Here is a 23,976-nt window from a genome sequence, read left to right on the forward strand (position 1 = left end):
GTAGCCGGATTCGCGCCAGGAAAAAGAGAGACGCCAAAGAAGCTTTCGCAAGAAAAAGCCGCACTGCCAACTGCTGACAGCGCGGCCGAACCGTGCGCGCCGCGCGCCTTACTTCATCGACATGGCCTTCTGCGACTTCATGTAGTGCATGCAGGCACACTTCATCTTGCCATTGCTCATGTTGGTGTTGGCCATGGCCATTTCCTCACGGGCCAGTCTTTTGCGGCTTGGGCCGGTCACCGAGGCTGCCGGTGGCAACGTCAGGCTCGCAGGTTGCCCTTCCACGCCCCTCCGCCTGGCAGCGATAGACGCTGCCGGTGAGGCGGTCGACCAGCCACATGTTCTCGTCGTTCGGACCGTCGAGGCCGACGTAACGGCTGGTCAGCCCGGTGATCAGCGTCGACAGCAGGATCGCCACCGCGATCATCGCCGCACCGACATAGATGGGCATTGAGCTCAGAAAGACTGTTCGATCCGGCGGGCCGCCACGATAGAACTGGTAATCACTCGGCCTGGGCACTGGACTGAACTCGGCTCCCTTCCTCGGCGGTTATTGGACGCGGAGTCCTGCTAGGCGCGCAACTGGCCGAATTCTTGTTCGCACGCAGGCCATCGCGCGACGGCATTGCGACGATCGGTGAGCAAGGGCTTCCGGAACAAATTGGCGGCCCGGATCGGGCCGCCTGTTGCTTGCCTGCCGGCTCAGCGGCGGCCGAACAACCCGCCCATCATACCGCCGAACAGACCGCCGGGGCCGCCCGGCGGACCGGCACCGCCACCGCCGTAATGGCGCCGGCCGCCACCGCCGGAGGACCGGCGACGCGCCGGCTCGTCGTCTGCCTGTTCGGAGGAGGCCGCGCGGGTCGAGACAATCTCCGACAGCAGGGCCTTGTGCTGGAGCTTGTTGAGATAACCGGTCGAGGGATAGCCACGGGCAGCCTGCCACCGCCTCATCACGGAACGGGTCTCATCGTCGAACTTGCCCGTCGCCTTGACGTCGAAGCCGAGCCCGGTGAGGCGGCGCTGCACGTCGCGGCGCTGGTTCTTGTCCAGACCGATCTGGTCTTCAGACACCTGGTTGGCTTCTTCGGTAAAGGTCGCGGGATCGATCCCGGCCGAGAGGTTGCGGGTGGTGATGGATGGACCATCCTGCAACGCCGCGATGCGGGCGAGTGCGATCGATTTGAACGTGCCGTTGGGATAGCTGGTGAGATAGGCGTTGAGCTCCTCGACCTTGTTGGAGTCCCTGATCGAGCGCCAGAACTCGAGCTCGACGTCGGAGCCTTGCTTGCCCGCCGCCAACGCCGGCGCGTTCGACGGATCGGTCGTGGCCGCGGCCGGCACGCCAACCGGATTGAGATAGACGTTTCCGGTCAGGTTGGTGTGCCCCAGGGCAATTGCCCCTTGCTGGTCTCGTCACTGACCTGGGCACGGACCTTGGTCATCGCCTGCTGGATCTCGATCCCGGGCTGGGCAATGTTGGCGACGAGGGCGCGGGTGAAGGGGCTGTTGGTGCCGGCCTCGCCGTCGAGCGCGGTCTGGCCGGGGCCGGTGGCAAAGGCAATCAGCGTGCCCTCGCCCGACTTCATCTCGGCAAGACCGGTCTGGACGTTGACGGAGCAGGTGGCCTTGGCCGAGCGGATCTTTGCCGCGAACGGATTGTCGCGGCAGGCGTCCAGGAACACGAGCTTCACCTGTCCGACATGGTCTGATCGAGCGTGAGGTCGACATTGATCGCCGCACCGAGCTTGACGTCCATCTCGGATTTCAGGTCGGCGTCGACCGGCAACAGGTAGTTGACGCCGTTCACGGCGATGCCGTGGCCGGCATAGAAGAACACAGCGACGTCGGCGCCTTCGCTCTTCTTGCCGAACTCCAGAAGCTTCGCCGTCATGGCATCGCGGGTGAGGTTGGCGCCCTCGACGACGTCGAAGCCGACATTGCGCAGCACCCTGGCCATCGCCTTGGAATCGATCGCGGGGTTGGGAAGCTGCGGGACATTCTTGTAGGCGGCGTTGCCGACCACGAAGGCGACGCGCTTGTCCGCGAACGCCGCGTTGCCGCTGACGAGAAATACTGCGATTGAAACTGCTGCGATCAAGAAGCGCATGATCATTCTCCCCTGATCCAAACTTCCTCGCTGCTCTCGGTTCGGCCTGAGCCGATCCGATGAGAGCAATCTGATCCAGTTCACAACGACGCACTGTGATCTGGATCACTCGGGGATTTCTGCTGCTCGAACCGAGCTGAGAGTCGCTGCGAAGGTCGCTTTTCGGACTGCTGACGCAGCGGGCAATACGGCTGGTCACGAACAATGGCCGAAAGATTGTACCTGCTCAGGCGGCGAGTCCAGCCGGTTCAGCATTCCGCTGTCGATGCTGAATGAGACGGCGGTTCTTCCCGGTGGCAGGGCACCGCCCTGGCGCGACAGGCCATGGATGCCGATCGGCGCCGACGCTAGGATGCACGGGCAATTTCGGCCATCTGGAATGTGACCCGCATCACATCGAGGCCTTTGAACCTTCCCTACCCTCGCAACATCAAATCGCCATCAGGCGTAACAGCGAGGATACGACAATGACCCGTTTTGATAAATTTTTTGGACTGAAGGCGATTACCCTCACGGCCGCGCTGTCGATGACCGCGGGCCTGGCTTTCGCCGGCGATAACGTCTCCGCCAACCAGATCCTGGATGCGCTGAAGCCGAAGCCGGCGACCCGCGGCCTGTCCGTCGGTCCGCAGGCCGATCCGACCGCGCAGGCCAAGGAAGCGACGTTCCTGAACACCGTGCGCAACCGCTCGACCCGGTCGCTCTCGACGGGCGAGCGCGAGCAGATCGCCGAGCTCGCCGCGACCAAGCCGAAGATCGATCTGGAGATCCAGTTCGACTACAACTCGGCCGACATCGCCAAGACGTCGGTGCCGTCGGTGCAGGCGCTCGGCAAGGCGCTGTCCGATCCGTCGCTGAAGGGCTCGACCTTCGTGGTTGCCGGCCACACCGATGCGATCGGCGGCGAGGAGTACAATCAAGGCCTCTCCGAACGGCGCGCCGACACCATCAAGAAGTACCTGGTGCAGAACTATGGTCTCAACGGCACTGATCTCGTCACCGTCGGCTACGGCAAGTCCAAGCTGAAGGACACCGCCAACGGCGCCGACCCGATCAACCGCCGCGTCCAGGTTGTCAACATGGAAGCCAAGACGACGGCATCCAAGTAATACTGCTTCATCGTCGCGCGACATTCGCCGCCTGCCGTACCCCGGCAGGCGGCGATGTCATATCCAGCTCTGGAACAGCATCAACCGGTTGAACGTCTGCATGGACGTGCCGATGAAGGCCGCCGAGATCGGCAGCATCACCGCAAAGCCGATCGCCGCGACCCCGACATAGGCCCACAGCAGCCAACGCGGCAGTCCCTCTCGTCGCAGCACATAGACCAGCGCAAGCGACGCCACGGTTGCGGCCGGCAGATAATAGTAGAGGAAGCCGAGCGTGCGCGGCAGCAAAGCCCAGGCGAGCCAGGAGCCGAAATAGAACGCCGCGATCAGGAACGCATCCCAGCGGCGCGCGACGATGAAGTCGCGCAGCACGATGGCGAGCGCGAGCAGCGCCGGCCACGCGACCAGCGGATTGCCAAGGAAGACGATTGCCGAGACATTGTTCTCCGAGGTCTTGTCGAACAGGAACCACACCGGGCGCGCGAGCAGCGGCCAGGATGGCCACGCGCTCATATAGGTATGGCCGGCGATCGCGGTCGTGGTGTTGTCGGCGAATATCCGGCGCTGCGCCTCGATCAGATCCGGCAGCGACGCTCCGTAAAGCGGCACGAAAGCGGCAAGATATGCCATCGCCGGAAGCACGGCGAAGCAGAGCGCGACATGCTGCACGCGAAGATCGGGCCAGAGATCGGGCCGATACCAGTCGGTCGGCTTCGCGTCGGCGAACAGCGTGCGCCAGCCCTGCATCAGCCGGACCACCGCAACCACAACGATGCAGATGCCGAGCGGAAACAGGCCGCTCCATTTGCAAGCCGCGGCGAAGCCAAACAAAGCGCCCGCGAGCGCGAACAACGCATGCGGGCGCTCTCTTCGAAAGCCGTGCATGAAGGCGGCAATCGCGAGCAGGCCGAACCCGAGCGCGTAAATGTCGAGCATGGCAATGCGCGCCTGCACGTAAAGCATCTGGTTGAAGCCGGCGATCGCCGCAGCGGCGATCGCGGGCGCTTGCGCGGAGAACAGCGCGAGCCCGCACAGATAGATCGCAACGATCGCGAGCGCGCCGAACAAGGTCGACGGATAGCGCCAGCCCAGCGCATTGTCGCCGAAGGCTGCGATCGATGCCGCGATCAGCTCCTTGGCCAGCGGCGGATGCATCGGGTTGAGCATCGGTTGCGACAGCGAGGGTGCCAGCATCTGCCGTGCAGCGGGCACGTAATGCACCTCGTCGAAGACGAACTTCTCCGGCGCCGTCAGGCCGATCAGCAGCGCGAGATGCGCGACCAGGAAAATCGCGACAGCGATCACTGCGCTCTGCGACACCTTCGGAACCGCGGGCAATTCGAACGGCTGCTGTGGGGCTATTTTGCGTGGCAAATCTGCTTCACCGCGGAGAAAAACAAAGACGGCACTTTTCATTGAACGCATTCTGCCGCAACTGTCACTAAGCATAACGCACGTCCAGCGCCGCTTGTGATAATTTCGCCACAACAGAAGCGCGCGCGATCCGGTACGATCAGGGACATATCGATCGGTTGCGAAATGAATTTGCGTTTCTGGCTTTTCCCAACTCTGTTGTCGGCACTCGTCTGCGCGGCGCCTTGCGCGCAGGCGCAGACGCGCGTCGGCGAAGCCGTCGTGATCCAGAACGACGTGGTGCGCGTGGCCACGACCACGACGCCGATCAGTGTCGGCGACAGCATGCTGCGCGACGAGACCGTACGCACCGGCGCCGACAGCGCCGCGCGCTTCGTCATGGCCGACAGCACCAACCTCTCGCTCGGTCCCAGCGCGACGCTGAAGCTCGACCGCACCGTCTTCAACGACGAGCACAGCTATCGCGACGTCGCGATCCGCATGACCACAGGCGCATTCCGTTTCGTCACCGGACATTCGGAAAAGACCGCCTACAAGATCACGACACCGCTCGCGACCATCGGCGTGCGCGGCACCACGCTCGACATTCTCTCCCAGCGCGGCCGCTCCGTCGTCGTGCTCCAGGACGGCGCCGCCAGCGTCTGCACGACGAGCTCCCAGTGCGTGCAGCTCACCCAGCCCGGCGACACCGCAATCATCACCTCGGCCGGCGGCAAGGTCAGCATCACCAAGACCAACACGCCGCCCTGGACCTTTGCCGCCAACTGCGCCGCAAGCGCCGGGCTGTGCTCGGTCAACCAGTACGCGGACGCCTCGCCGACCATCACGCCTGCCGTCCACGACGACGGCATGCTGTGCGGGCGGTGATGATGGCGAAACTAAACGTCAGACGTCTCGTCCTCGCCGCCGCGCTGACCGCAACCGCTGCGTTTGCGTTCTTCGCGTTCAATGCGCGAGCGGCGGCAGCGCAGGCGACTTGCGAGTCCGCGTGCGGTGAGCCGACGCCCTCTCCGTCCCCGACCTATTCACCGTCGCCGTCGCCGACACCCACACCGACCCCCTCGCCTTCGCCAAGCCCCTATCCGTCGTCCTCGCCGAGCCCCTATCCACCGCCTCCACCGTCGGGCCCGACCGGCGCGGACTCCAGCGGCAATTCGATCGGCGGCCTCGCCAACCAGCGCTTCAACCAGATGATCACCAACCGGGTGCTCGGCACGGTGCTGCTCGGCGTCAACGAGCAGGTCAATTGCAGCGACTGCATCAGCGCATTCGGCTCGGCCGGCTCGTTCTCGGCCGGCATTCACGGCCGCAAGGAGCTGACCAACAACCTGTCGCTGCTCGCCGGCATCGCCTACACGCAATACAGCGAGGGCGGCTACAACATCACCAGCGCGCCGATCGGCGCCTTCGCTCTGCGTTATGACTTCACCGACTGGGGCTCGTCGCGTCCGTTCTTCGACGTCGGCACCATCCTGACGCCGTGGGAGAAGGCGCGCTACACCCGCAGCTACAACACCAGCCTCGGGCCGGTGAGCGTCACGGGCTCGACCAACGCGTCGAACTACGCCGTCTTTGGCCGTGCCGGCTGGATGAGCCGCGTGTCCCCGCGCGACGAATTCGCGGCCTCGATCGAAGTCTGGCAGCTCTGGCAGCGCGTCTCCGGCTATTCGGACAGCGCCGTGGCGTTCAATCCGTTCGACGCCACCATTGCGACCGGCACCGACCGTACCAGCCTGGTCAAGATCGGCGGCCAGTGGACGCACCTCTTCGGCAGCAACATCGAGACCAACATCAATGGCGGCTGGGTGCAGTCCTTCGCCAGCCATAGCGGCATCGTCGCCACCGTGACCGGCGACGGCGTGGTGGTGCCGACCATGGGCGACCAGGGCTGGTTCGAATATGGCGGCCGCCTCGGCTTCCGCGTGCAGAAGGGCTGGATCGTCGACCTGTTCGCCAACGGCACGCTGGGCCCGCAGCCGGTGGGGAACACCATCCATGGCGGCGTGGGGCTAAGGATTAATTACTAAGACGCCTCGACGAGACACAGTCTCGTAGGGTGGGCAAAGCGACAGCGTGCCCACCTATTCTCTCGGTATCGCAAGATGGTGGGCACGGCGCTACGCGCCTTTGCCCACCCTACGGCACCTGTGTTGACGTCACGCCGCCGACTTGCCCTCGAACGCGCGACGCAAGACATCCACATCGAGCTTGACCATCTTCATCATGGCCTGCATCGCGCGCGCAGCCGCAGCCTTGTCTGGGCTCGACAGGAATTCGAACATCACCTTCGGCACCACCTGCCAGGATACGCCCCAGCGATCACTGATCCAGCCGCACTGCTGCTCCTTGCCGCCATGAGCAAGGAACGCGCTCCAGACGCTGTCGACCTGGGCCTGATCGTCGCAATGGATCATCAGCGAGAGCGCGTGGGTGTACTCCATCTTCATGCCGCCGTTGAGCGCGACCAGCGGCTGCCCGGCCACCGTGAACTCGACGACGAGCACGGAGCCCTCCTTGCCGGACGGGCCGTCCGAAACGTTGCGCTGGACGTGGGAGATCTCCGAGTTCGGAACGAGCGAGACGTAGAACTTCGCGGCTTCCTCGGCATCGCCGTTGAACCACATGCAGGGCACGAGCTTGGACATCGTGAATGCTCCTCTTCAGATTGTCGATGTTCGGGGGCTTCGATCAGGCGTTCGCCATGTCGGACTGCGCGGCAAAGGCTGCCATGTCCATCCAGTTCACACCCCACATGTGACCATCCGGATCCTCGAAGCTGCGGCCGTACATGAAGCTGTACTCATCCTTCGGGCTGGGATCGGCCACCCCGCCCGCCATTTCGGCCTTGCCGACGATATCGTCGACCTCGTCGCGGCTGTCCGCGGACAGGCAGAACAGCGCCTGGTTCGAGATCTTTGCATCCGCGATCGGCTTCGGCGTGAACTGCCGGAACTTGTCGTGGGTCGTCAGCATGGCGAAGATGGTCTCGGAGAAGACCATGCAGCTCGCCGTGTCGTCGCTGAATTGCGGGTTCCTGACGGCACCGATCGCCTCGTAGAAGGCAGTCGCGCGCTTGAGGTCGGTCACCGGCAGATTGAGGAAGATCATCCTGGGCATCGAAAGCTCCTTGGGGCGGGTTCTGCCCAAGGACGGATGGCCCGGCGGCCATCCGACACGGCTTCCGGATATTTTTCAGACCCTGATCTGCGAGGTTCTGTCGCACCGAACCCCGTGGTGGCCCCGGGCAGCTTTACTTCTTCTCGTTGGGATCCCGGTGCACGGGGTCGATCCACAGCACGGTCTCGGGCTTCTCGACCGGCTCGATGTCGAGATTGATCGCGACCGCCTCGCCGTCGCTGCGCACCAGCACGCATTCCAGCACCTCGTCCGGGCTGGCATTGATCTCCTGATGCGGCACGTAGGGCGGGACGAAAATGAAATCGCCGGGGCCGGCCTCCGCGGTGAATTGCAGGCTCTCGCCCCAGCGCATTCGCGCCTTGCCCTTCACCACGTAGATGATGCTTTCGAGATGGCCGTGGTGATGCGCACCGGTCTTGGCGTCCGGCTTGATGCTGACCGTGCCCGCCCACAATTTCTGCGCGCCGACGCGCGCGAAATTGATCGCGGCCGCGCGGTCCATGCCAGCCGTCGACGGCACGTTGGTATCGAGCTGATTGCCGGGAATGACGCGCACGCCGTCATGTTTCCAGCGATCCTCATGATCGTGGTCATGGTGGGAATGCGTGTGGTCATGGCCGGTCATGGGACTTGCTTTCTGTTGGTTCCGTGCGCGGCAAGCTAACCAAAGCGGGCCAATCAAGCCATACCCAAAATCGGAACTCTCGTAGTCGGCAGGCGTTGTTTTCGCGAGCCAACTGGAAGGAGAGTTTCATGGGAAGCACGAGCGACAAGATCAAGGGCAACGCCAACGAGGCCATCGGCAAGGCCAAGCAGGGCATCGGTGAAGCCACCGGTTCCGATCGCCTGAAGGGCGAAGGTGCGGTCCAGGAAGTGAAGGGCAAGGGCCAGCAGGCCATGGGCGACGCCAAGGACGCTGCGAAGGAAGCAGTCGATCGCGCCGCCGCTGCGGCAAAGCGCGCGGCGGAGTGACGCACGTCAATCTGAAAGCGAAAAGACCGGCCGCAAGGCCGGTCTTTTTGTTTTGTCCATTCGCACCGTCATTCCGGGATGGTGCGTAAGCACCAGACCCGGAATCACCTTCGCTCACTTCACCGCGAGCAATTCCACGTCGAACATCAAAGTCGCGTTCGGCGGGATCACGCCACCGGCGCCGCGGGCGCCGTAGCCCAGCTGCGGCGGGATGATCAGCGTGCGCTTGCCGCCGACCTTCATCGTGCCAACGCCCTCGTCCCAGCCGGCGATGACGCGGCCCTTGCCGATCGGAAACTCGAACGGCTCGTTACGGTCGACCGACGAGTCGAATTTCTTGCCCTTCTGGCCGTTCTCGTAGAGCCAGCCGGTGTAGTGCATCACGCAGATCTGGCCGGGTTTCGGCGAGGCGCCGGTGCCGACAACGCTATCAATGGTCTGCAAGCCTGAAGCTGTGGTCATGGTCTTTCCTGCGGTCTGGGCCGAGGCCGTGGTGGAAACGAATGTCGACACGCTGCCGATCACGGTGATCGCAAGTGCCGACATGATGGCGAGGAGTGCGCGCTGGAAACGCTGCATAAGAGACCTTCCGTTTGAGGCGGAAGGTGTCTAGCGCAACGAAGCAATCGTTTCCAGCCCTCAGACCCCGCTCAATAGCCCAGCGCGCAGCCGTCCTTGCGCGGATCGGAACCGCCGGTGAGCGTGCCCTTGTCCCAGTCGATCCAGATCGCCTGCGCGCCGCCGAGCGGGCCGACCACGCTGGTGGTCTTGTGGCCGAGCTTCTTCAGGCCTTCGACGATATCGGCAGGCACGCTGTCCTCGAGCTGGTACTGGCCCTCGTAGTGCAGACCGCGCGGCATGTCGATCGCCTCCTGCACGTCGCAGCCATAGTCGAGGATGTTGGTCACGACGTGGGTCTGGCCGACTGGCTGATATTGTCCGCCCATCACCGCGAACGGCATCACGGAGCGGCCGCCCTTGCTGAGGAGGCTCGGCATGATCGTGTGCAGCGGACGCTTGCCGCCGGCGATGCAATTGGGATGGCCGGGCTGGATGCGGAAGCCGCCGGCGCGGTTCTGCAACAGCACGCCGGTCTTGTTCGAGACGATCGCCGAGCCGAAGGAATGCGCGATCGAATTGATGAACGAGCAGACGTTGCGGTCCTTGTCCACGACCGTGATGTAGATGGTCGAGGGATTCATCGGCGGCGCGACGTTCGGCAGGTCGAGCATGCCGTCCATGCGGATCTTGCTGATGTATTCGTCGGCAAAGCCCTTCGCGAGCATTTCGGCGATGTCGATCTTCATATGCTCGGGATCGGCGACATGCATCTCGCGATTCATGTAGGCGATGCGCGCGGCCTCGGCTTCGAGATGGAAGCGCTCGATGCTGAGCGGCGCGTACTTGGTCAGGTCGAATCGCGACAGGATGTTGAGCATCAAGAGCGCGGTGACGCCCGGGCCGTTCGGCGGGCACTGCCAGACGTCATAGCCCTTGTAATTGGTGCCGATCGGCGTCGTCGTCTCGGTGGTGTGGGCGGCGAAATCGTCGAGTGTGTGCAGGCCGCCGATCCCCCTGAGGGTCTCGACCATGTCCTCCGCGATCGCGCCCTTGTAGAAGGCATCGCGGCCGTCCTTGGCGATCGCGCGCAGCGTCTTGCCGAGCTCGGCCTGGCGGATGACGTCGCCGGCGACGGGCGGCTTGCCGCCCGGCAACAGGTAACGCACGGTGTTGGTGCCACCCTTCAGCTTCTCGAACTGGTTCTTCCAGTCGAAGGCGATGCGGGGGGCGACGACGTAGCCCTCTTCCGCGGCCTTGATCGCGGGCTGGAGCAGGCGGTCGAAGCCGAACTTGCCGTGATCGCGCAGCACGGTCGCGAAGGCGTCGATCACGCCGGGGATCGAGACCGCATGCGCCGAGGTCAGCGGCACGGAGTTGATCTTGCGCTCGAGATACCAGTCGGCGTTCGCCGCCTTCGGCGCCCGGCCGGAGCCGTTATAGGCGATGATCTTGCCCTCGCCGCGCGGCTGGATCAGCGCAAAGCAGTCGCCGCCGATGCCGGTCGATTGCGGCTCGATCACGCCGAGCAGCGCCGAACCCGCCACCGCCGCGTCCACCGCCGTGCCACCCTCGCGCAGCACCTCGATCGCGGCCAGGGAGGCCTGCGGATGCGAGGTCGCGACCATCGCGTTGGTGGCGTGGACGGTGGACCTGCCGGGGAAATGGAAGTTTCTCATCGAAGTTTTGCTTTCTCAGGGCTCGCTCAAGGCGCTCTTGGGCCGTCGACGCGGAGGTCGCGCCGTCTCGGAAAAACCGGGCCTACATGACACATTCCGGCCCGCCGGGGCAATGCTGGCATACCAGCGAAATGGCTGCCATCCGCTGGGCGTATAGACCTTTGGCTGTCCGGGGCCATGCGGGTTTTCTGGGCGGCGGCCGCCTGCTAAACGAGCCGCCATGATCCACAAGGTCGCCGCCTTTTACCAATTCGCCGCCCTGCCCGATTACCGCGCGTTGCGCGAGCCGTTGCGCGCGTTCTGCGCGGGCCTCGCGCTCAAGGGCAGCGTGCTGCTCGCCCAGGAAGGTATCAACGGCACGATTGCGGGTGCGCCCGAGGCGATCGACGCCTTCGTCCACGAGCTCGCGCACGGCGCCTTGTTCGGCGGCCGGCTGAACAATCTCGAGCTGAAATTCTCGACCGCCGAGGCGATGCCGTTCGGCCGGCTCAAGGTGCGGCTGAAGAAGGAGATCGTCACGCTCGGCGACGAGGCCGCCGATCCGACGCGGCAGGTCGGCACCTACGTCGAGGCCTCCGAATGGAACGCGCTGATCGCAGCACCCGACACGCTGGTGCTCGACACGCGCAACGCCTTCGAGGTCGCGATGGGCACGTTCGAGGGTGCGGTCGACCCTGAAATCAAGAGCTTTGGCCAGTTCAAGGATTTTGCCGCCGAGCAGCTCGATCCGGCAAAGCACCGCAGGATCGCGATGTTCTGCACCGGCGGCATCCGCTGCGAGAAGGCGAGCGCGCATCTGCTCGCGCGCGGCTTTGCCGAGGTCTATCACCTCAAGGGCGGTATTCTCAAATATCTGGAAGAGGTGCCGGAGGCGCAGAGCCGCTGGCGCGGTGAATGTTTTGTATTCGACGAGCGCGTCGCACTCGGTCATGGCTTGCGCGAACGGGGCCACCGCGAACAAGCATTGGGGCACGGCCGTGACGAGTGACATCAAGACGCTGGGCGAGCGGATCGACACGCTGGAGACACGCATCGCCTATCAGGACGATACGATCGAGACGCTCAACCAGACGATCACCGCGCAGTGGAAGCAGATCGACGCGCTGACGCGGAAGATCGCAGAGCTCGGCGAGCGACTTCAGGAAGCCGAGACGAATGCGCCGGGCCCCGCCAACGAGCCGCCGCCGCATTATTGAGGATGATGAGCTACAGCCCTGCCGCCTTCGGCAGCAGGCTCGCCACCTCGACCGACATCATCAGGCGGTCGCGCCCACCCTGCTTCGCCGCGTAGAGCGCCTGATCGGCAGCCTCGATGAGCGAGCCCACACCGGCGGTGCGTTCCAGCGCGGGCCGGCAGGCCGCGCCGCCGAGCGAAGCGGTGACGCAGCCCGACGCGTGATTGGTGCTGTGGACGAGGCCCGCCTCGCGGATCGCCCGGCGGATCCGCTCGCCGATCCGCGCGCAGCCGGCGGCATCGGTGTTCGGCAGCAGCATGGCGAATTCCTCACCGCCATAGCGCGCAGCCAGATCTCCGGCGCGCTGCATCTCGGCCGCGATGACCTTCGCCACCACGCGCAGACAGGCATCGCCCGCAGGGTGACCGTATTCGTCGTTGTAGGCCTTGAAGTGGTCGACGTCGATCATCAGCAAAGCGAGGCTGGAGCGGTCGCGATAGGCGCGCGCCCATTCCTCCTTCAACCGTTCGTCGAAGCGGCGGCGGTTGGCGAGCCCGGTGAGGCTGTCCTCGATCGCGAGCGTCTCGAGCCTGGTCTCCAGCTTCTTCTGCTCGGTGATGTCGCGCGAGATCGCGACCACGCCGTCGACGTTGCCATTTTCCTTGCGCGTCACCCGCATGGTCGATTCGAGCCAGACTTCCGAGTTTTGCCGGTGCGCGTTGCGATAGGTGACGCGCGCCTCGTCCTTTTCGCCACGCTTCAAGGCATCGACGAGCGCCTGGACCTGCGGGCGATCATCCGCATGGATGCCGGCGAGCGCCGGCGTTCCGATCAGCTGATTGGGCCGCCAGCCGACGACGCGGACCGACGAGGGCGAGACATAGCGCAGCCGCTCGTCGAGCCCGATGCGGGTCACCATGTCGCTGGAGCCTTCCGCGAGCAGACGGAAATGCGCCTCTTTCTCGACCAGGGCCGCGGCCATGCGCTGGCCCCGCTGCAAATGCCGCACCAGCACCGCGCCGATGACCGCGATCAGCACGACCAGCGCGAGCACGTAGAGCATGCGGGAGATCGCCGCGGCGCGCCAGGGCGCCAGCAGCTCGGCCTTGTCGACCATGGCAAGCAGGACGAGCGGATAACGGCCAGAGCGCTTGAAGAAGCTGACGCGCTCGGCGCCGTCCAGCGGCGACCTGAAATGGTATGCGCCGCCCGGCTGCTGCAGGCTCGCGTCGCGGAATAGCGGGGTGTCGGCGACGCTGCGGCCGACGAACCTGTCGTTGCTTGGATTGCGCGCGATGATCATGCCGTCGCCATGCACGAGCGCCACGGAGCTGTTGCGGCCGAGCTCGAACTGCTCGTAGAAATGCGCGAGATAGTTCGCGCTGATGGTCGCAAGCACGACGCCGCCGAAGCTGCCGTCCTGCTTGTTGAAGCGGCGCGACAGGGTGACGACCCATTCGCCATCGAGCTGGCTCCGCACCGGATGGCCGACATGAGGCTCCCGTTTCGGGGACAGCTGGTGATGACGGAAGAAAGCGTCGTCGCTGAGCGTCGAGCCGATCGTGCCCGGCGAGGTCAACCAGTTGCCCTGGTCGTCGATGATGGCAAGGCTGTGAATGCGCGCGATCGCCTTCTTGCGTGCCTCCAGCAAATTCCTGAGCTTGGCGATCGTGGCGGGTTCGGCGCCGTCCATCTCCAGCCGGCTGACGACGCCGACGACGCCGGAATCCAGCAGGTCGAGGCTGTCCTCCGCATGCTGCGTCAACGAGCGCGCAACATTCGCCATCTCGGTCTCGGCGCCCTTGAGCACGGCATCGCGCGCGGCCCACTCGCGCCAGCCGCTGACGCCGAGGATGGTCGCGCAAGTGAGCACGACGAACGCCGCCGCGCGCAACGGCAGGCGGCTCCATCCGGCTCTTTGTGAGGCGACGGTCATGCGGCAGAAATCTCCGATCGCCGGAACTTCCACCGCTTCTGTTATTGAACCCTGAAACGCTTGCCGACATTCGCAGCGTTATGCGGGTTTTCCCGTACTCCTACGGACTGGAGCGTCGCTGGATCGCTAAAAATGCGTTAGCGACCCTATCGGAAACCGGCGCCGCTGCGCTCGCCGAACATCGGCCTTAGCTGAAGATCGACTTAACCTTGTCCCAGAGCGAAGGATTGTCGGCATCCGCATCGGCCTTCGATGGTGTCGGCTGTGCAGCGCTGACGGGATCGGACGCAGGGAAACTGTCCTCCAGCCCGGCTTCAAGCTTGGTATGGCGATCGGCGGCCAGCGCCTTGCCAAGATCATCGGCGTGCTTGTCGTGCGGCGCGGGATTGAATGTCTCAGCCATGGAGTCCTCCTCGATTGGGAGGTCAACGCGGCGCATTTGCGCTGGTTCCACTGTTCCGCTCAGGCCCTCGGCAGTGTATCAGGAACTTCAATCTTGATAGGACCGTCCGTGCCCCAGTCTGCGACAAAGCCCTTCATCGACGTGCTCTCCGGCCAGCGCCAGGCTACCCCGCCCATGTGGATGATGCGGCAGGCCGGGCGATATCTGCCGGAATATCGCGAGGTGCGCGCCAAGGCCGGCGGCTTCCTCGATCTCTGCTTCAATCCGGAGCTTGCCGCCGAAGTGACGCTTCAACCGATCCGCAGGTTCGGCTTCGATGCGGCGATCATCTTCTCCGACATCCTGGTGATCCCCTATGCGCTCGGCCGTTCCGTGCGGTTCGAGGTGGGCGAGGGTCCGCGGCTGGAGCCGCTGGATGATCCCGCAAAAGTCGCGACGCTCGCCGCACACGGCGACTTCAGCAAGCTCAAACCGGTGTTCGAGGCGCTCAGGCTCGTGCGCGGCGCGCTCGATCCCCAGACCGCACTGATCGGCTTCTGCGGTGCGCCGTGGACGGTGGCGACCTACATGGTCGCCGGCCAGGGCACGCCCGACCAGGCGCCGGCGCGGATGATGGCTTACCGGCATCCGGAGGCGTTTGCGCAAATCATCGACGTGCTCGTGGACAACTCGATCGAATATCTGCTGGCGCAGCTCGCAGCTGGTGCCGATGCGTTGCAGATCTTCGACACCTGGGCCGGCGTGCTGCCGCCGGCCGAGTTCGCGCGCTGGTCGGTCGAGCCGACCCGGCGGATCGTGGAGGGCGTGCGCGCCAAAGTGCCCGATGCGAAGATCATCGGCTTCCCGCGCGGGGCCGGCGCGCAATTGCCCGGTTACGTCGAGGCGACCGGCGTGAATGCCGTCAGCATCGACTGGACCGCCGAGTCGGCCTTCATCCGCGAGCGTGTGCAGAGCCGCGTCGCCGTGCAGGGCAATCTCGATCCGCTGGTGCTGATCACAGGCGGCGCCGCGCTCGATCGCGCGGTGGACAACGTGCTGGCGAACTTTGCGCAAGGGCGCTTCATCTTCAATCTCGGCCACGGCATCCAGCCGGAAACGCCGATCGCCCATGTCGAGCAGATGCTGAAGCGCGTGCGGGGCTGAGGCTCCGCGCCGTCATTGCGAGCGCAGCGAAGCAATCCAGAATCTCTCCGCGGTGACAGCCTGGATTGCTTCGCTACGCTCGCAATGACGGGTGCTGCAGGTACTGCGCTCTCAAAATTTAGCACGGCCGGCTGCGCTCGATGATCTCGGCGGCGCCCTTCGTCAGCAGATCCAATCCTACCGCACGGCCGAGCTCGCGCGGGTGGTTGGCGGGGCCGGTGCGCGAGGCTTCGATGATGGTGTTGCCGGAGAGGTCGAGTACGGACGCCGTCAGCGACATCTGATCGCCTGCGATGGTCGAAAAACCCGCCACCGGCGAATTGCAATGGCCGTTGAGCACCCACAGCACCTCGCGCTCGGCATCGGCAGAAGCGTGCGCAGAGGGATCGTCGATCGATGCCAGGATCTGCCGTGTCTGCCAGTCCTGCGCGGCGCATTCCACGGCGACGATGCCCTGCCCTGCGGCAGGCAGCATTTCCGCTGCGGTGAACTCGTAGGCCATGCGACTGGAAAGGCCAACGCGATCGAGACCCGAGCGCGCCATGATCAGCGCATCTGCCGGTCCCACCGCGCCGCCATCCGGCAGGCGCTGCATCTCGCCATTGTCCAGCTTGCGCACGCGCGTATCGGCGGCGCCGCGGAAGTGGATCACCTCGATCTCGGGGAATAATCTCCGCGCATAGGCGGCGCGGCGCACGGCGTTGGTGCCGATCTTGAAACCCTTGCCGCGCGACTGCCGCAGCGCTTCCAGCGTCACGCCATCGCGCAGCACCAGTGCGTCACTCGGGGGATCGCGCGATAGCGTAGCGCCGATGACGAGGCCGGGCGTGTCCTCGTTGCCGGGCATGTCCTTCAGCGAATGCATCGCCGCCTGCAATTCGCCCGACAACACGGCAGCGCGGATCTGCGCCACGAAGGCGCCGCCCTTGCCGCCATGCGGCAGCAGCTTGCTGGTCTGGTCGAGATCGCCCGTGGTGTCGAACTTGACGATCTCGACTTCGAGATCGGGCATGGCGGCGGTCAGGCGGCGCGCGATCTCTTCCGTCTGCGCCAGCGCCATCGCGCTCTTGCGTGTGCCGATCTTCAGTCGCGTAGCCAACCGTCTGCTCCTTCTCGCGCGGATTTAGCGCGCATCCTCCAATATCATGTCGGAGGCCTTTTCGGCGATCATGATGATCGGCGCGTTGGTGTTCCCCGACACGAGGTCCGGCATGATCGAACCGTCGACGATGCGAAGGCCTTCGATCCCCCTCACCTTCAGCCGCTGGTCCACCACCGCGAGCGCGTCATTGCCCATACGACAGGTCGAGGTCGGATGGTAGATGGTGCTGCCGCGGTCGCGGCAATAATCGAGCAGCTCTCCGTCCGTGGATACCTTCGCCCCGGGATCGTACTCGTTGACAACGAACGGCTTCAGCGCCGGCGCGTTCAGGATCTTGCGCAGGATCTTCAGGCCTTCGACGTTGGTGGTGCGATCGGTCTCGGAGGACATGTAGTTGATGCGGATCTCCGGCGGCACGGTCGGATCCGCACTTTTGATGCGCAAGGTCCCGCGGCTTTCGGGCCGGAGCTGGCACACCGACGCCGTGAAGCCGGAAAAATCATGCAGCTTCTCCCCCATCTTGTCGGTCGAGAACGGCAGGAAGTGCACCTGGATGTCGGGCGAAGCGAGGCGCGGGTTCGTCTTGAAGAAGGCGCCGGCCGTGCCGGCCGCGATCGTCAGCCACCCCTTCCGGAACAGCGCATAGCGCGCGCCGGCCAGCGTGCGGCGGAACGGATTATTGACGGTGTCGTTGAGCGTGATCTTCTGCGAGCAGCGCATCACGATGCGGACCTGCATGTGGTCCTGGAGATCGTGGCCGACGCCCGGCGCGTCCAGCACGACATCGATGCCGTGCTTGCGCAAGAGATCGGCCGGGCCGACGCCGGAGAGCTGAAGAAGCTGCGGCGAGTTGTAGGCACCGCTCGACAGCACGACCTCCTTGCGCGCGCGGGCGCGGCGCACGGTTGCGCCTTGCCGGTATTCGACGCCGACCGCGCGGCGTCCCTCGAACAGCACGCGCTGGCCGAGCGCCTCGGTCTCGACCTTGAGATTGCCGCGCGTCTTCGCGGGTCCGAGATAGGCCACCGCCGTCGAGGCACGCCGGCCGTTGCGCGTCGTGGTCTGGAACAGGCCGACGCCCTCCTGCGTGGCGCCGTTGAAATCGGGATTGTAGGGCAGACCGGTCTCGACCGCGGCGTCCATGAACGCCTTCGACAGCGGATCGGTCACGACCATGTTGGAGACCGGCAGCGGTCCCCCGCTGCCGTGATATTGATCGGCGCCGCGCGTCTGGTTCTCGGCCTTCTTGAAATAAGGCAGCACGTCGTCATAGCCCCAGCCGGCATTGCCGTGCTGACGCCAGCGATCGTAATCCTCGTGCTGGCCGCGGACATAGAGCAGGCCGTTGATCGAGCTCGAACCGCCCAACGTTTTTCCGCGCGGCTGAAACACCTGCCGGCCCTTCAGCTCGGGCTCCGGCTCGGTCTGATACATCCAGTTGACAGTCTTTTCCTTGAACAGCTTTCCGTAGCCGAGCGGCACGTGGATCCAGATGTTGGAATCTTTTGGGCCCGCCTCGAGCAGCAGCACGCTGTGCTTGCCGTTCGCGGAGAGCCGGTTGGCGAGCACGCAACCGGCGGAGCCGGCGCCGACGATGATGTAATCGAATTCTGGATCGGACGGAGCGAGGGAGGAATTTGCGTTCATGCGCTACGATTCTTTTTGTTGGTGAGCGTTTCCGTTGTCGTGACTTAGCACAATCATGCGCGCAGACGCAGCGCCTCGACCAGCGACTTGAACGCACGGGCATATTCCGCCCCAGCCCTTGCGATATCCGCGCGCCCGGCGCAGGCGACCGCAGCCTCCGTCACCGCGCCGAGCAGCAGCCGCGCCAGCGGCTCGACCGGCTGCTTTGCGATCAGCCCCGCCTCCATGGCCACCGCGAGTGCGCGCGGCATCTTGCCGCCAAAGTGTTTTGCGTCGATTTCGCGCCACCGCTCCCAGCCGAGCACGGCGGGTCCATCGCGCAAGATGATCTGGCCGGTCGGACCCTTGGCGGTCGCGGCAAAATAGTGCTGCGTGCCGGCGACCATCGCGGCCAGCACGTCCTTCTCGGCACGCGCTGCGCCATCGATCTCGGCAACGAGGTCACGCGAGACCTGATCGAACACGGCTTCGAACACCGCCTCCTTGGTCTTGAAGTGGTGATAGACCGCGCCCTTGGCGATGAGGGCTGCCTCCGCGATCTCGTCCATGGTGGTGGCGGAAAATCCTTGCGTCCCGAACAGGCGGCGCGCCGCCGTCAGGATCGCCTCCGTCGTTGCCGCCCGCCGTTCCGCCTGCTTCGCCATGTCCCTCGTCTAATCCAATCGGGAACTGGCGGCCAGTTGACTTTTCGACTACCGGTCGGTATTTACCGACTATCAGTCGGTTTTAATCGTGAGGTGCGCCATGCCGAGCCGTGACGTCGTCGAAGCCTTTGCCAAGCGGCTGGAAGATGGGGAGTTTGTCGAAGCGATCGAGCAGTACTACACGCCGGATGCCGCGACCTATGAGAACAACGCCGCCCCGACGATCGGCCGCGACAAGCTCGTCGCCAAGGAGCGCGGCGTGCTGGCGGCCTCCAGGGAGGTGAAGGCGGTCCGCATCGGGCCGAGCCTGATCGAGGGTGACAATGTCGCGACGCGCTGGACGTTCAGCTTCACCAACGCGGAAGGCGTCATCCGAACGCTGGATGAGATCGCGTGGCAGACCTGGCGGGGCGATCAGTTGATCGAAGAGAGGTTCTATTACGATCCGAAGCAGCTGGGGCGGTGAGCCGGGTAATTGATGATGCTGGCCCGCAATTGCTTGCGGGCCAACTCTCCGCAAACGTTAGCGGGCGCTGGCACTGCGCGATGCAAGGCCATAACGCGGCGCGGGTTTCGCATTCCGGAATTTCGGGGAGATGTCCCGACGGTCCGCTTCCCAGCGGGTCCACAACGCCTCCTCGTGCAGGCCGGGAATGGTCACGAGCTCGCCGGCGTCGAGGCCGACCAGCGCCGCATCGACGCAGTCTTCGGCCGACATGGTGATCTCGGACGTCTTCTGCGGCGCATAGCCGGCGATGTCCCAGAACTCGGTCGCGGTCGCGCCGGGCAGCACCGTCTGCACGCGCACGCCCTTCTCTGCCAGATCCTTCTGCAGCGAATGACCGAAGCTGAGGACGTACGATTTCGACGCGCTGTAGACGCCGTTGAGCGCCTCGACCGCGATGCCGACCACCGAGGAGATGTTGATGATCGTGCCTGTGCCGCGCGCGACGAATGCCGGGGCGGCTGCATAGGTCAGGCGGGTGAGCGCAGTGACGTTCAGATCGATCATCGCCTCCATCGTGTCGACGTTGGCCTGCAGGATCGACGCGACGGAGCCGATGCCGGCATTGTTGACGAGCATGGTGATGCCGGGGTCGTCGCGCAGCACCGCCTCGACCTTGGCGAGGCCGGCCTTCTCGTTCAAATCAGCCGGCAACACCGCAATCTGGCGGCCGGTCTCGCCGCGAAGCTTGTCGGCGACCGCATTCAGCCGCTGCTGGTTGCGCGCGACCAGGATCAGGTCGTAGCCGCGCCTGGCGAGGCGATCGGCATAGACCGCGCCGATGCCGGACGATGCCCCGGTGATCAGGGCGGTACCTTTGGGACTGCTCATGGATGTCTTCCTTCCGTAGCCGCTCAGGATCGAGCGCTCGGGAGGACAGATACGGTTGAATCTTCGCGTCTCAAATGTCATATAAGCGGCGATTTAGGACATCCAATTCGGACATCGCCGCCCCATGCGTGACATCGCGTTCGTTGTGTACCCCGGCTATTCCGTGATGGCGCTGGCCGTGGTCACGGGTTTCGAGGTCGCCAACATGCTGGCGGACGAGCCGCTTTACGACCTCCACTTCGTCTCCGAGCACGGGGGAAAGGTCAGAACCTCGGCCGGCTTGATGCTCGACAGCGAGCCCTTTACCGACAAGCCGTTCGACACGCTCGTGATCGGCGGTGGCGACACCTCGGTGCCGTCGACACCGGGTCTGGTCGCGTTCACGAAAGACGCGCCCAAGCGGCACCGCCGCATCGCCGCGGTCTGCACCGGAGCATTCGTGCTCGCGGAAGCCGGCCTGCTCAACGGACGGCGCGCCACGACGCACTGGATGCATGCGCGGGATCTGCAAAAGCGATTTCCGGACGTGAAGATGGATGAGGACCGGATCTTCATCAACGACGGGGCGATCTGGACGTCGGCAGGGATGACAGCCGGCATCGACCTCGGCCTCGCGCTGATCGAGAACGACCTTGGAGCGGAACTCGCGAAATCCGTGGCTCGCAAGCTGGTCGTCTATCATCGCCGTGGCGGCGGACAGTCGCAATTTTCCGCGCTGCTCGAACTGTCGCCGAAGTCGGATCGCATTCAAACGGCACTCGCCTACGCGCGGGAAAATTTGCACAAGCCGCTGACGGTCCCCGAGCTCGCCAATGCGGCTCATCTCAGCCCACGCCAATTCAGCCGGGCATTCCACGCCGAGACCGGTCAGTCGCCCGCCAAGGCGATCGAAAATTTGAGGGTCGAGGCCGCGCGCGACCTGATGGAGCAGAGTCGTCATTCGATCGAAATCGTCGCTCGCCAGACCGGTTTCAGTGACCGCGACCACATGCGCCGCGCCTTCCTGAGAGCGTTCGGACAGCCACCACAGGTGCTGCGGCGTCACGCGCGGCTGGAGGCGATCGCTGATCCGCGGCCTGCCGAAATTGGATAGCACGCGGGCCCTGGCAACAGGCCTTCCGTTACAGCCGTAACGTGGGGCGCCGCATTTGTATCGATTTGTTATCGATACCCTCGCTTGAACACGCAGAAGTGGCCACGGCGATCGTGGCCAGCGGGGATAATTCATATTTCGTCAAAGGTTTGCAGCGAATCCTCCTGATCGAGCCGGACAAACGGCCCATGCTGCTAGGCCCTCGAATGCGGACTCAAATGACCAGCTATTTCGCGCGGCTGTTCGCCGGCGATCTGTCGGCCTTTGGCGGTCCAGCAACCGATGAAGCCGTCGCCGGACACATCCGCGCCGATCAGATGTCACTGGTGCTCGGCTACTCCGTCGGCATCATGCTTGCCAATGCCTGCAACGCAGCCGTGCTCGCCATCGCGCTCTGGCATTCGCCGGACTGGAAGTTTGCGTTGGCCTGGGCCGCGATCGTGGCCGGCGCCGCGATTGCATTCGGCTTGCAATCCCACGCCTCGCGCCGGATCACAAAGCCGCAATTCGTTTCGCGCCGCGCGATGCATCGGCTGGTGCGCAACGCCTTCGTGCTCGGCGTTGCCTGGGGCATCGTCCCGGTCGCCTTCTTCGCGAATGCCGCGACCGGCGGCCAGCTCGTCATCACCTGCCTTTGCTCGGGAATGCTGGCCGGCGGCGCGCTGGCCTTCGCCACGATCCCGATTGCGGCCATCGCCTTCACCAGCCCGATCTTCGTCGGCATCGCCATCTGCCTCGGCCGCGACGGCGATCCCGCCTATGTGCTGATGGCCATCCTGGTGGTGGTTTACGGCAGCGTGCTGCTGCGCGCGGTGTTCGTCAATTCATTCGCGTTCGCGCGGCGCGTGATCCGCCAGATCGAGGCCGAGCGCACGGTCCGGCAGGATCCCCTCACGCTGTTGCCCAACCGCTTCGCCTTTAACGAGACGCTCGAAGCAGCACTCAGGCGGATGGCCCTGTCCGGCGAGGAGTTCGCGGTGCTCCTGCTCGATCTCGACCGCTTCAAGGAGGTCAACGACAAGTTCGGCCACCCCGCCGGCGACGAATTCCTGGTCCAGGTCGCAAGCCGGCTGCAACGCTGCACGCGCGCCGCCGAGCACGCCGCACGAATTGGCGGCGACGAGTTCGCGCTGGTGATGGCCAATCTGGCGCGGCCCGAGGATGCGCTCGAGATCGCCGAACGCTTCGTCGCGGCCTTCGACGAACCGTTCCAGATCGAGGGCCGCCAGATCGTCGGCGCGACCAGCGTCGGCATCGTGCTGGCGCCGCGCGACGGCACCACGCAACTCGACATCATGAAGAATGCCGACGCCGCGCTGTATCGCGCCAAGAAGGCGGGTCCCGGCACGGTCTGCTTCTTCGAGGAAGCCGATGACAGGGTGTCACGCGATCGCAAGGCGCTGCAAGCGGACCTCGAAGGCGCCATCGCCAGGGGCGAGCTGTTCCTGGTGTTCCAGCCGTTCCTCGACCTGGCAGCGAACCGCATCACCGGCTTCGAGGCGCTGCTGCGCTGGCAGCATCCCCGGCGTGGACTGGTGCCGCCGAGCGAATTCATTCCGATCGCCGAGGAGACCGGGCTGATCCACGAGATCGGCGAATGGGTGATCCGGCGCGCCTGCGCGACGCTTTCGGACTGGCCGGAAGACATCAGGGTCGCCGTGAACTTCTCTGCCGCGCAGTTTCACAGCACCGGTATCCTCCAGACCATCGTGCAGGCGCTCGCGGACGCGAAGGTCGCCCCGCACCGGCTCGAGGTCGAGATCACGGAATCGATGCTGCTGTCGAAATACGGCTCGGCGGCATCAATCCTGAACGCGCTGCTCGAGCTCGGCATCACGGTGGCCCTGGACGATTTCGGCACCGGCTTCTCCTCGCTGACCTATCTGCGCAAGCTGCCGTTCAGCCGGATCAAGATCGACCAGTCCTTCATCCGCGACATGCTGGTGCAGCCCGACTGCGCCGCGATCGTGAAGTCTGTGATCTCGCTGGCGCGCGACCTGCGCATCGGCGTGGTTGCGGAAGGCGTCGAGACCGCCGACCAGCTCGAGTTTCTGCGCCAGTTCGGTTGCGACGAAGCGCAGGGCTATCTGATCAGCCGGCCGGTGTCGGCCGATGGCGTTCTGGCGCTGTTGACCACGAAGAAGCTGCGGGCGACCTACGCGGCGTAGGGCATATACTCGCAAATGTGAGGCGGTCATCGCGGCCAGGCAGGTTCTGCACCCCGCGCCAGTCTTCGCGGTCATAGGGTTAGTCTGCTTCCCTGACCTAAAGCCACCCGCTGTTCTGAGTGCGTTTTCCGAGTGTTTCGGCGCGCCACCACTCTCAAGACGACTTGCCGTGTCGGCTCCATTAAGCAACACTTGCCGCATTTCAGAGTAATTATTTTTTGAGGGGCATCATTATGCCTGAGATATTGGAAGTCGTGCTGTGGTGTGCCGCGCTTGCGACATGGCTGATGCTTCTCTTCGCCCTCGTGAGCAAGACCCTGAAGCAGCTCTTAAAGGGCATCCGCCGCGTGATAGAGGAAGCTTTCAAGCCCGACTTGGAGTGATGTCGG

The 23,976-nt window shown here is 64.6% G+C and carries 24 protein-coding genes and 1 pseudogene; 11 read left to right on the plus strand and 14 right to left on the minus strand.

The window, feature by feature from the left end:
- Positions 1–205: 205 nt before the first annotated feature.
- Both OWC48_RS37125 and OWC48_RS37130 read right to left on the minus strand, forming a co-directional pair.
- A complete protein-coding gene (locus tag OWC48_RS37125) occupies positions 206–451 on the minus strand; it encodes a hypothetical protein (RefSeq protein ID WP_282524431.1) in 246 nt (81 codons plus the stop codon).
- Between the two features lie 251 nt (positions 452–702).
- Positions 703–2,110 (minus strand): annotated as a pseudogene (locus OWC48_RS37130) (caspase family protein).
- 467 nt (positions 2,111–2,577) lie between these two features.
- On the opposite strand from OWC48_RS37130, the gene OWC48_RS37135 reads away from it, so the two are divergent.
- On the plus strand, positions 2,578–3,219 hold the full coding sequence (locus OWC48_RS37135; protein WP_282524432.1) for an OmpA family protein: 642 nt from the start codon (positions 2,578–2,580) through the stop codon (positions 3,217–3,219).
- Positions 3,220–3,276: 57 nt separating this feature from the next.
- Here OWC48_RS37135 and OWC48_RS37140 read toward each other — a convergent pair whose 3' ends face one another.
- Positions 3,277–4,707, minus strand: coding sequence for a phospholipid carrier-dependent glycosyltransferase (locus tag OWC48_RS37140; protein WP_282524433.1), 1,431 nt, complete (start codon positions 4,705–4,707; stop codon positions 3,277–3,279).
- Positions 4,708–4,758: 51 nt separating this feature from the next.
- Between OWC48_RS37140 and OWC48_RS37145 the strand changes: the two genes are divergently transcribed.
- Both OWC48_RS37145 and OWC48_RS37150 read left to right on the plus strand, forming a co-directional pair.
- Positions 4,759–5,460 carry a FecR domain-containing protein gene (locus tag OWC48_RS37145; RefSeq protein ID WP_063985207.1) on the plus strand — a complete coding sequence of 234 codons (702 nt, stop codon included), beginning with the start codon at positions 4,759–4,761 and terminating at the stop codon, positions 5,458–5,460.
- Positions 5,461–5,462: 2 nt separating this feature from the next.
- Positions 5,463–6,620 (plus strand): hypothetical protein, encoded by a 1,158-nt coding sequence (locus tag OWC48_RS37150; protein WP_282524434.1) that lies wholly within the window; start codon positions 5,463–5,465, stop codon positions 6,618–6,620.
- Between the two features lie 129 nt (positions 6,621–6,749).
- On the opposite strand, the gene OWC48_RS37155 is transcribed toward OWC48_RS37150, so the two are convergent.
- From OWC48_RS37155 to OWC48_RS37165, 3 genes are all read right to left on the minus strand, one after another.
- Positions 6,750–7,238 carry a VOC family protein gene (locus OWC48_RS37155; protein WP_282524435.1) on the minus strand — a complete coding sequence of 163 codons (489 nt, stop codon included), beginning with the start codon at positions 7,236–7,238 and terminating at the stop codon, positions 6,750–6,752.
- A gap of 43 nt (positions 7,239–7,281) precedes the next feature.
- Complete coding sequence (locus tag OWC48_RS37160) at positions 7,282–7,710, minus strand: VOC family protein (RefSeq protein ID WP_282524436.1); 429 nt, start codon at positions 7,708–7,710, stop codon at positions 7,282–7,284.
- A gap of 133 nt (positions 7,711–7,843) precedes the next feature.
- On the minus strand, positions 7,844–8,356 hold the full coding sequence (locus OWC48_RS37165) for a cupin domain-containing protein (RefSeq protein WP_282524437.1): 513 nt from the start codon (positions 8,354–8,356) through the stop codon (positions 7,844–7,846).
- 128 nt (positions 8,357–8,484) lie between these two features.
- Here OWC48_RS37165 and OWC48_RS37170 point away from each other — a divergent pair, with 128 nt between their 5' ends.
- Positions 8,485–8,703, plus strand: a complete 219-nt coding sequence (locus tag OWC48_RS37170; RefSeq protein WP_282524438.1) for a CsbD family protein — start codon at positions 8,485–8,487, stop codon at positions 8,701–8,703.
- 114 nt (positions 8,704–8,817) lie between these two features.
- Here OWC48_RS37170 and OWC48_RS37175 read toward each other — a convergent pair whose 3' ends face one another.
- Together OWC48_RS37175 and ggt are read right to left on the minus strand one after the other, a co-directional pair.
- Entirely contained in the window at positions 8,818–9,282 is a 465-nt protein-coding gene (locus tag OWC48_RS37175) for an FKBP-type peptidyl-prolyl cis-trans isomerase (RefSeq protein ID WP_282524439.1), read from the minus strand.
- Between the two features lie 71 nt (positions 9,283–9,353).
- A complete protein-coding gene (gene ggt / locus OWC48_RS37180) occupies positions 9,354–10,940 on the minus strand; it encodes a gamma-glutamyltransferase (RefSeq protein ID WP_282524440.1) in 1,587 nt (528 codons plus the stop codon).
- A gap of 220 nt (positions 10,941–11,160) precedes the next feature.
- On the opposite strand from ggt, the gene OWC48_RS37185 reads away from it, so the two are divergent.
- Positions 11,161–11,928, plus strand: coding sequence for a rhodanese-related sulfurtransferase (locus OWC48_RS37185; protein WP_282524441.1), 768 nt, complete (start codon positions 11,161–11,163; stop codon positions 11,926–11,928).
- Positions 11,918–12,136 (plus strand): SlyX family protein, encoded by a 219-nt coding sequence (locus OWC48_RS37190; protein WP_063985210.1) that lies wholly within the window; start codon positions 11,918–11,920, stop codon positions 12,134–12,136. The genes OWC48_RS37185 and OWC48_RS37190 overlap by 11 nt, the downstream gene beginning before the upstream one ends.
- 10 nt (positions 12,137–12,146) lie before the next feature.
- Here OWC48_RS37190 and OWC48_RS37195 read toward each other — a convergent pair whose 3' ends face one another.
- A complete protein-coding gene (locus OWC48_RS37195; protein ID WP_282524442.1) occupies positions 12,147–14,051 on the minus strand; it encodes a diguanylate cyclase domain-containing protein in 1,905 nt (634 codons plus the stop codon).
- Positions 14,052–14,238: 187 nt separating this feature from the next.
- The gene (locus OWC48_RS37200; RefSeq protein ID WP_282524443.1) at positions 14,239–14,454 is read right to left on the minus strand and encodes a hypothetical protein; all 216 of its coding nucleotides are present in this window, start codon (positions 14,452–14,454) and stop codon (positions 14,239–14,241) included.
- Between the two features lie 108 nt (positions 14,455–14,562).
- Between OWC48_RS37200 and hemE the strand changes: the two genes are divergently transcribed.
- Complete coding sequence (hemE, locus tag OWC48_RS37205) at positions 14,563–15,597, plus strand: uroporphyrinogen decarboxylase (protein WP_282524444.1); 1,035 nt, start codon at positions 14,563–14,565, stop codon at positions 15,595–15,597.
- Positions 15,598–15,715: 118 nt separating this feature from the next.
- Here hemE and hemC read toward each other — a convergent pair whose 3' ends face one another.
- From hemC to OWC48_RS37220, 3 genes are read right to left on the minus strand one after another with little or no spacing between them, the layout of a single operon-like run.
- Complete coding sequence (gene hemC, locus OWC48_RS37210; RefSeq protein WP_282524445.1) at positions 15,716–16,696, minus strand: hydroxymethylbilane synthase; 981 nt, start codon at positions 16,694–16,696, stop codon at positions 15,716–15,718.
- A 24-nt stretch (positions 16,697–16,720) separates the two neighbouring features.
- Positions 16,721–18,346 carry a GMC family oxidoreductase gene (locus tag OWC48_RS37215; RefSeq protein ID WP_282524446.1) on the minus strand — a complete coding sequence of 542 codons (1,626 nt, stop codon included), beginning with the start codon at positions 18,344–18,346 and terminating at the stop codon, positions 16,721–16,723.
- 53 nt (positions 18,347–18,399) lie between these two features.
- Positions 18,400–18,990 (minus strand): TetR/AcrR family transcriptional regulator, encoded by a 591-nt coding sequence (locus OWC48_RS37220; protein ID WP_282524447.1) that lies wholly within the window; start codon positions 18,988–18,990, stop codon positions 18,400–18,402.
- Between the two features lie 100 nt (positions 18,991–19,090).
- On the opposite strand from OWC48_RS37220, the gene OWC48_RS37225 reads away from it, so the two are divergent.
- The gene (locus OWC48_RS37225) at positions 19,091–19,456 is read left to right on the plus strand and encodes a nuclear transport factor 2 family protein (protein ID WP_282524448.1); all 366 of its coding nucleotides are present in this window, start codon (positions 19,091–19,093) and stop codon (positions 19,454–19,456) included.
- 57 nt (positions 19,457–19,513) lie between these two features.
- Here the strand turns inward: OWC48_RS37225 and OWC48_RS37230 are convergent, their stop codons facing one another.
- On the minus strand, positions 19,514–20,326 hold the full coding sequence (locus OWC48_RS37230) for an SDR family oxidoreductase (protein ID WP_282524449.1): 813 nt from the start codon (positions 20,324–20,326) through the stop codon (positions 19,514–19,516).
- 124 nt (positions 20,327–20,450) lie between these two features.
- Here OWC48_RS37230 and OWC48_RS37235 point away from each other — a divergent pair, with 124 nt between their 5' ends.
- The 3 genes from OWC48_RS37235 to OWC48_RS37245 all read left to right on the plus strand — a co-directional run bounded on the left by OWC48_RS37235 (position 20,451) and on the right by OWC48_RS37245 (position 23,970).
- A complete protein-coding gene (locus OWC48_RS37235; protein ID WP_282524450.1) occupies positions 20,451–21,419 on the plus strand; it encodes a GlxA family transcriptional regulator in 969 nt (322 codons plus the stop codon).
- 206 nt (positions 21,420–21,625) lie between these two features.
- Positions 21,626–23,587 (plus strand): bifunctional diguanylate cyclase/phosphodiesterase, encoded by a 1,962-nt coding sequence (locus tag OWC48_RS37240; protein WP_282524451.1) that lies wholly within the window; start codon positions 21,626–21,628, stop codon positions 23,585–23,587.
- Between the two features lie 233 nt (positions 23,588–23,820).
- Entirely contained in the window at positions 23,821–23,970 is a 150-nt protein-coding gene (locus OWC48_RS37245) for a hypothetical protein (protein WP_282524452.1), read from the plus strand.
- Positions 23,971–23,976 lie beyond the last annotated feature (6 nt).

Source organism: Bradyrhizobium sp. Arg816 (assembly GCF_029989365.1).
Classification (GTDB): Bacteria; Pseudomonadota; Alphaproteobacteria; order Rhizobiales; family Xanthobacteraceae; genus Bradyrhizobium.

What these genes read in the sequence shown, in the direction of transcription:
- OWC48_RS37185 (WP_282524441.1), top strand. Translation starts at nt 11,161, where the DNA reads ATGATCCACAAGGTCGCCGCCTTTTACCAATTCGCCGCCCTGCCCGAT.
- OWC48_RS37160 (WP_282524436.1), bottom strand. Translation starts at nt 7,710, where the DNA reads ATGCCCAGGATGATCTTCCTCAATCTGCCGGTGACCGACCTCAAGCGC.
- OWC48_RS37150 (WP_282524434.1), top strand. Translation starts at nt 5,463, where the DNA reads ATGGCGAAACTAAACGTCAGACGTCTCGTCCTCGCCGCCGCGCTGACC.
- OWC48_RS37135 (WP_282524432.1), top strand. Translation starts at nt 2,578, where the DNA reads ATGACCCGTTTTGATAAATTTTTTGGACTGAAGGCGATTACCCTCACG.
- OWC48_RS37220 (WP_282524447.1), bottom strand. Translation starts at nt 18,990, where the DNA reads ATGGCGAAGCAGGCGGAACGGCGGGCGGCAACGACGGAGGCGATCCTG.
- OWC48_RS37225 (WP_282524448.1), top strand. Translation starts at nt 19,091, where the DNA reads ATGCCGAGCCGTGACGTCGTCGAAGCCTTTGCCAAGCGGCTGGAAGAT.
- OWC48_RS37165 (WP_282524437.1), bottom strand. Translation starts at nt 8,356, where the DNA reads ATGACCGGCCATGACCACACGCATTCCCACCATGACCACGATCATGAG.
- OWC48_RS37200 (WP_282524443.1), bottom strand. Translation starts at nt 14,454, where the DNA reads ATGGCTGAGACATTCAATCCCGCGCCGCACGACAAGCACGCCGATGAT.
- OWC48_RS37175 (WP_282524439.1), bottom strand. Translation starts at nt 9,282, where the DNA reads ATGCAGCGTTTCCAGCGCGCACTCCTCGCCATCATGTCGGCACTTGCG.
- OWC48_RS37245 (WP_282524452.1), top strand. Translation starts at nt 23,821, where the DNA reads ATGCCTGAGATATTGGAAGTCGTGCTGTGGTGTGCCGCGCTTGCGACA.
- OWC48_RS37145 (WP_063985207.1), top strand. Translation starts at nt 4,759, where the DNA reads ATGAATTTGCGTTTCTGGCTTTTCCCAACTCTGTTGTCGGCACTCGTC.
- OWC48_RS37235 (WP_282524450.1), top strand. Translation starts at nt 20,451, where the DNA reads ATGCGTGACATCGCGTTCGTTGTGTACCCCGGCTATTCCGTGATGGCG.
- OWC48_RS37230 (WP_282524449.1), bottom strand. Translation starts at nt 20,326, where the DNA reads ATGAGCAGTCCCAAAGGTACCGCCCTGATCACCGGGGCATCGTCCGGC.
- OWC48_RS37195 (WP_282524442.1), bottom strand. Translation starts at nt 14,051, where the DNA reads ATGACCGTCGCCTCACAAAGAGCCGGATGGAGCCGCCTGCCGTTGCGC.
- OWC48_RS37170 (WP_282524438.1), top strand. Translation starts at nt 8,485, where the DNA reads ATGGGAAGCACGAGCGACAAGATCAAGGGCAACGCCAACGAGGCCATC.
- ggt (WP_282524440.1), bottom strand. Translation starts at nt 10,940, where the DNA reads ATGAGAAACTTCCATTTCCCCGGCAGGTCCACCGTCCACGCCACCAAC.
- OWC48_RS37240 (WP_282524451.1), top strand. Translation starts at nt 21,626, where the DNA reads ATGCGGACTCAAATGACCAGCTATTTCGCGCGGCTGTTCGCCGGCGAT.
- OWC48_RS37125 (WP_282524431.1), bottom strand. Translation starts at nt 451, where the DNA reads ATGCCCATCTATGTCGGTGCGGCGATGATCGCGGTGGCGATCCTGCTG.
- OWC48_RS37155 (WP_282524435.1), bottom strand. Translation starts at nt 7,238, where the DNA reads ATGTCCAAGCTCGTGCCCTGCATGTGGTTCAACGGCGATGCCGAGGAA.
- OWC48_RS37215 (WP_282524446.1), bottom strand. Translation starts at nt 18,346, where the DNA reads ATGAACGCAAATTCCTCCCTCGCTCCGTCCGATCCAGAATTCGATTAC.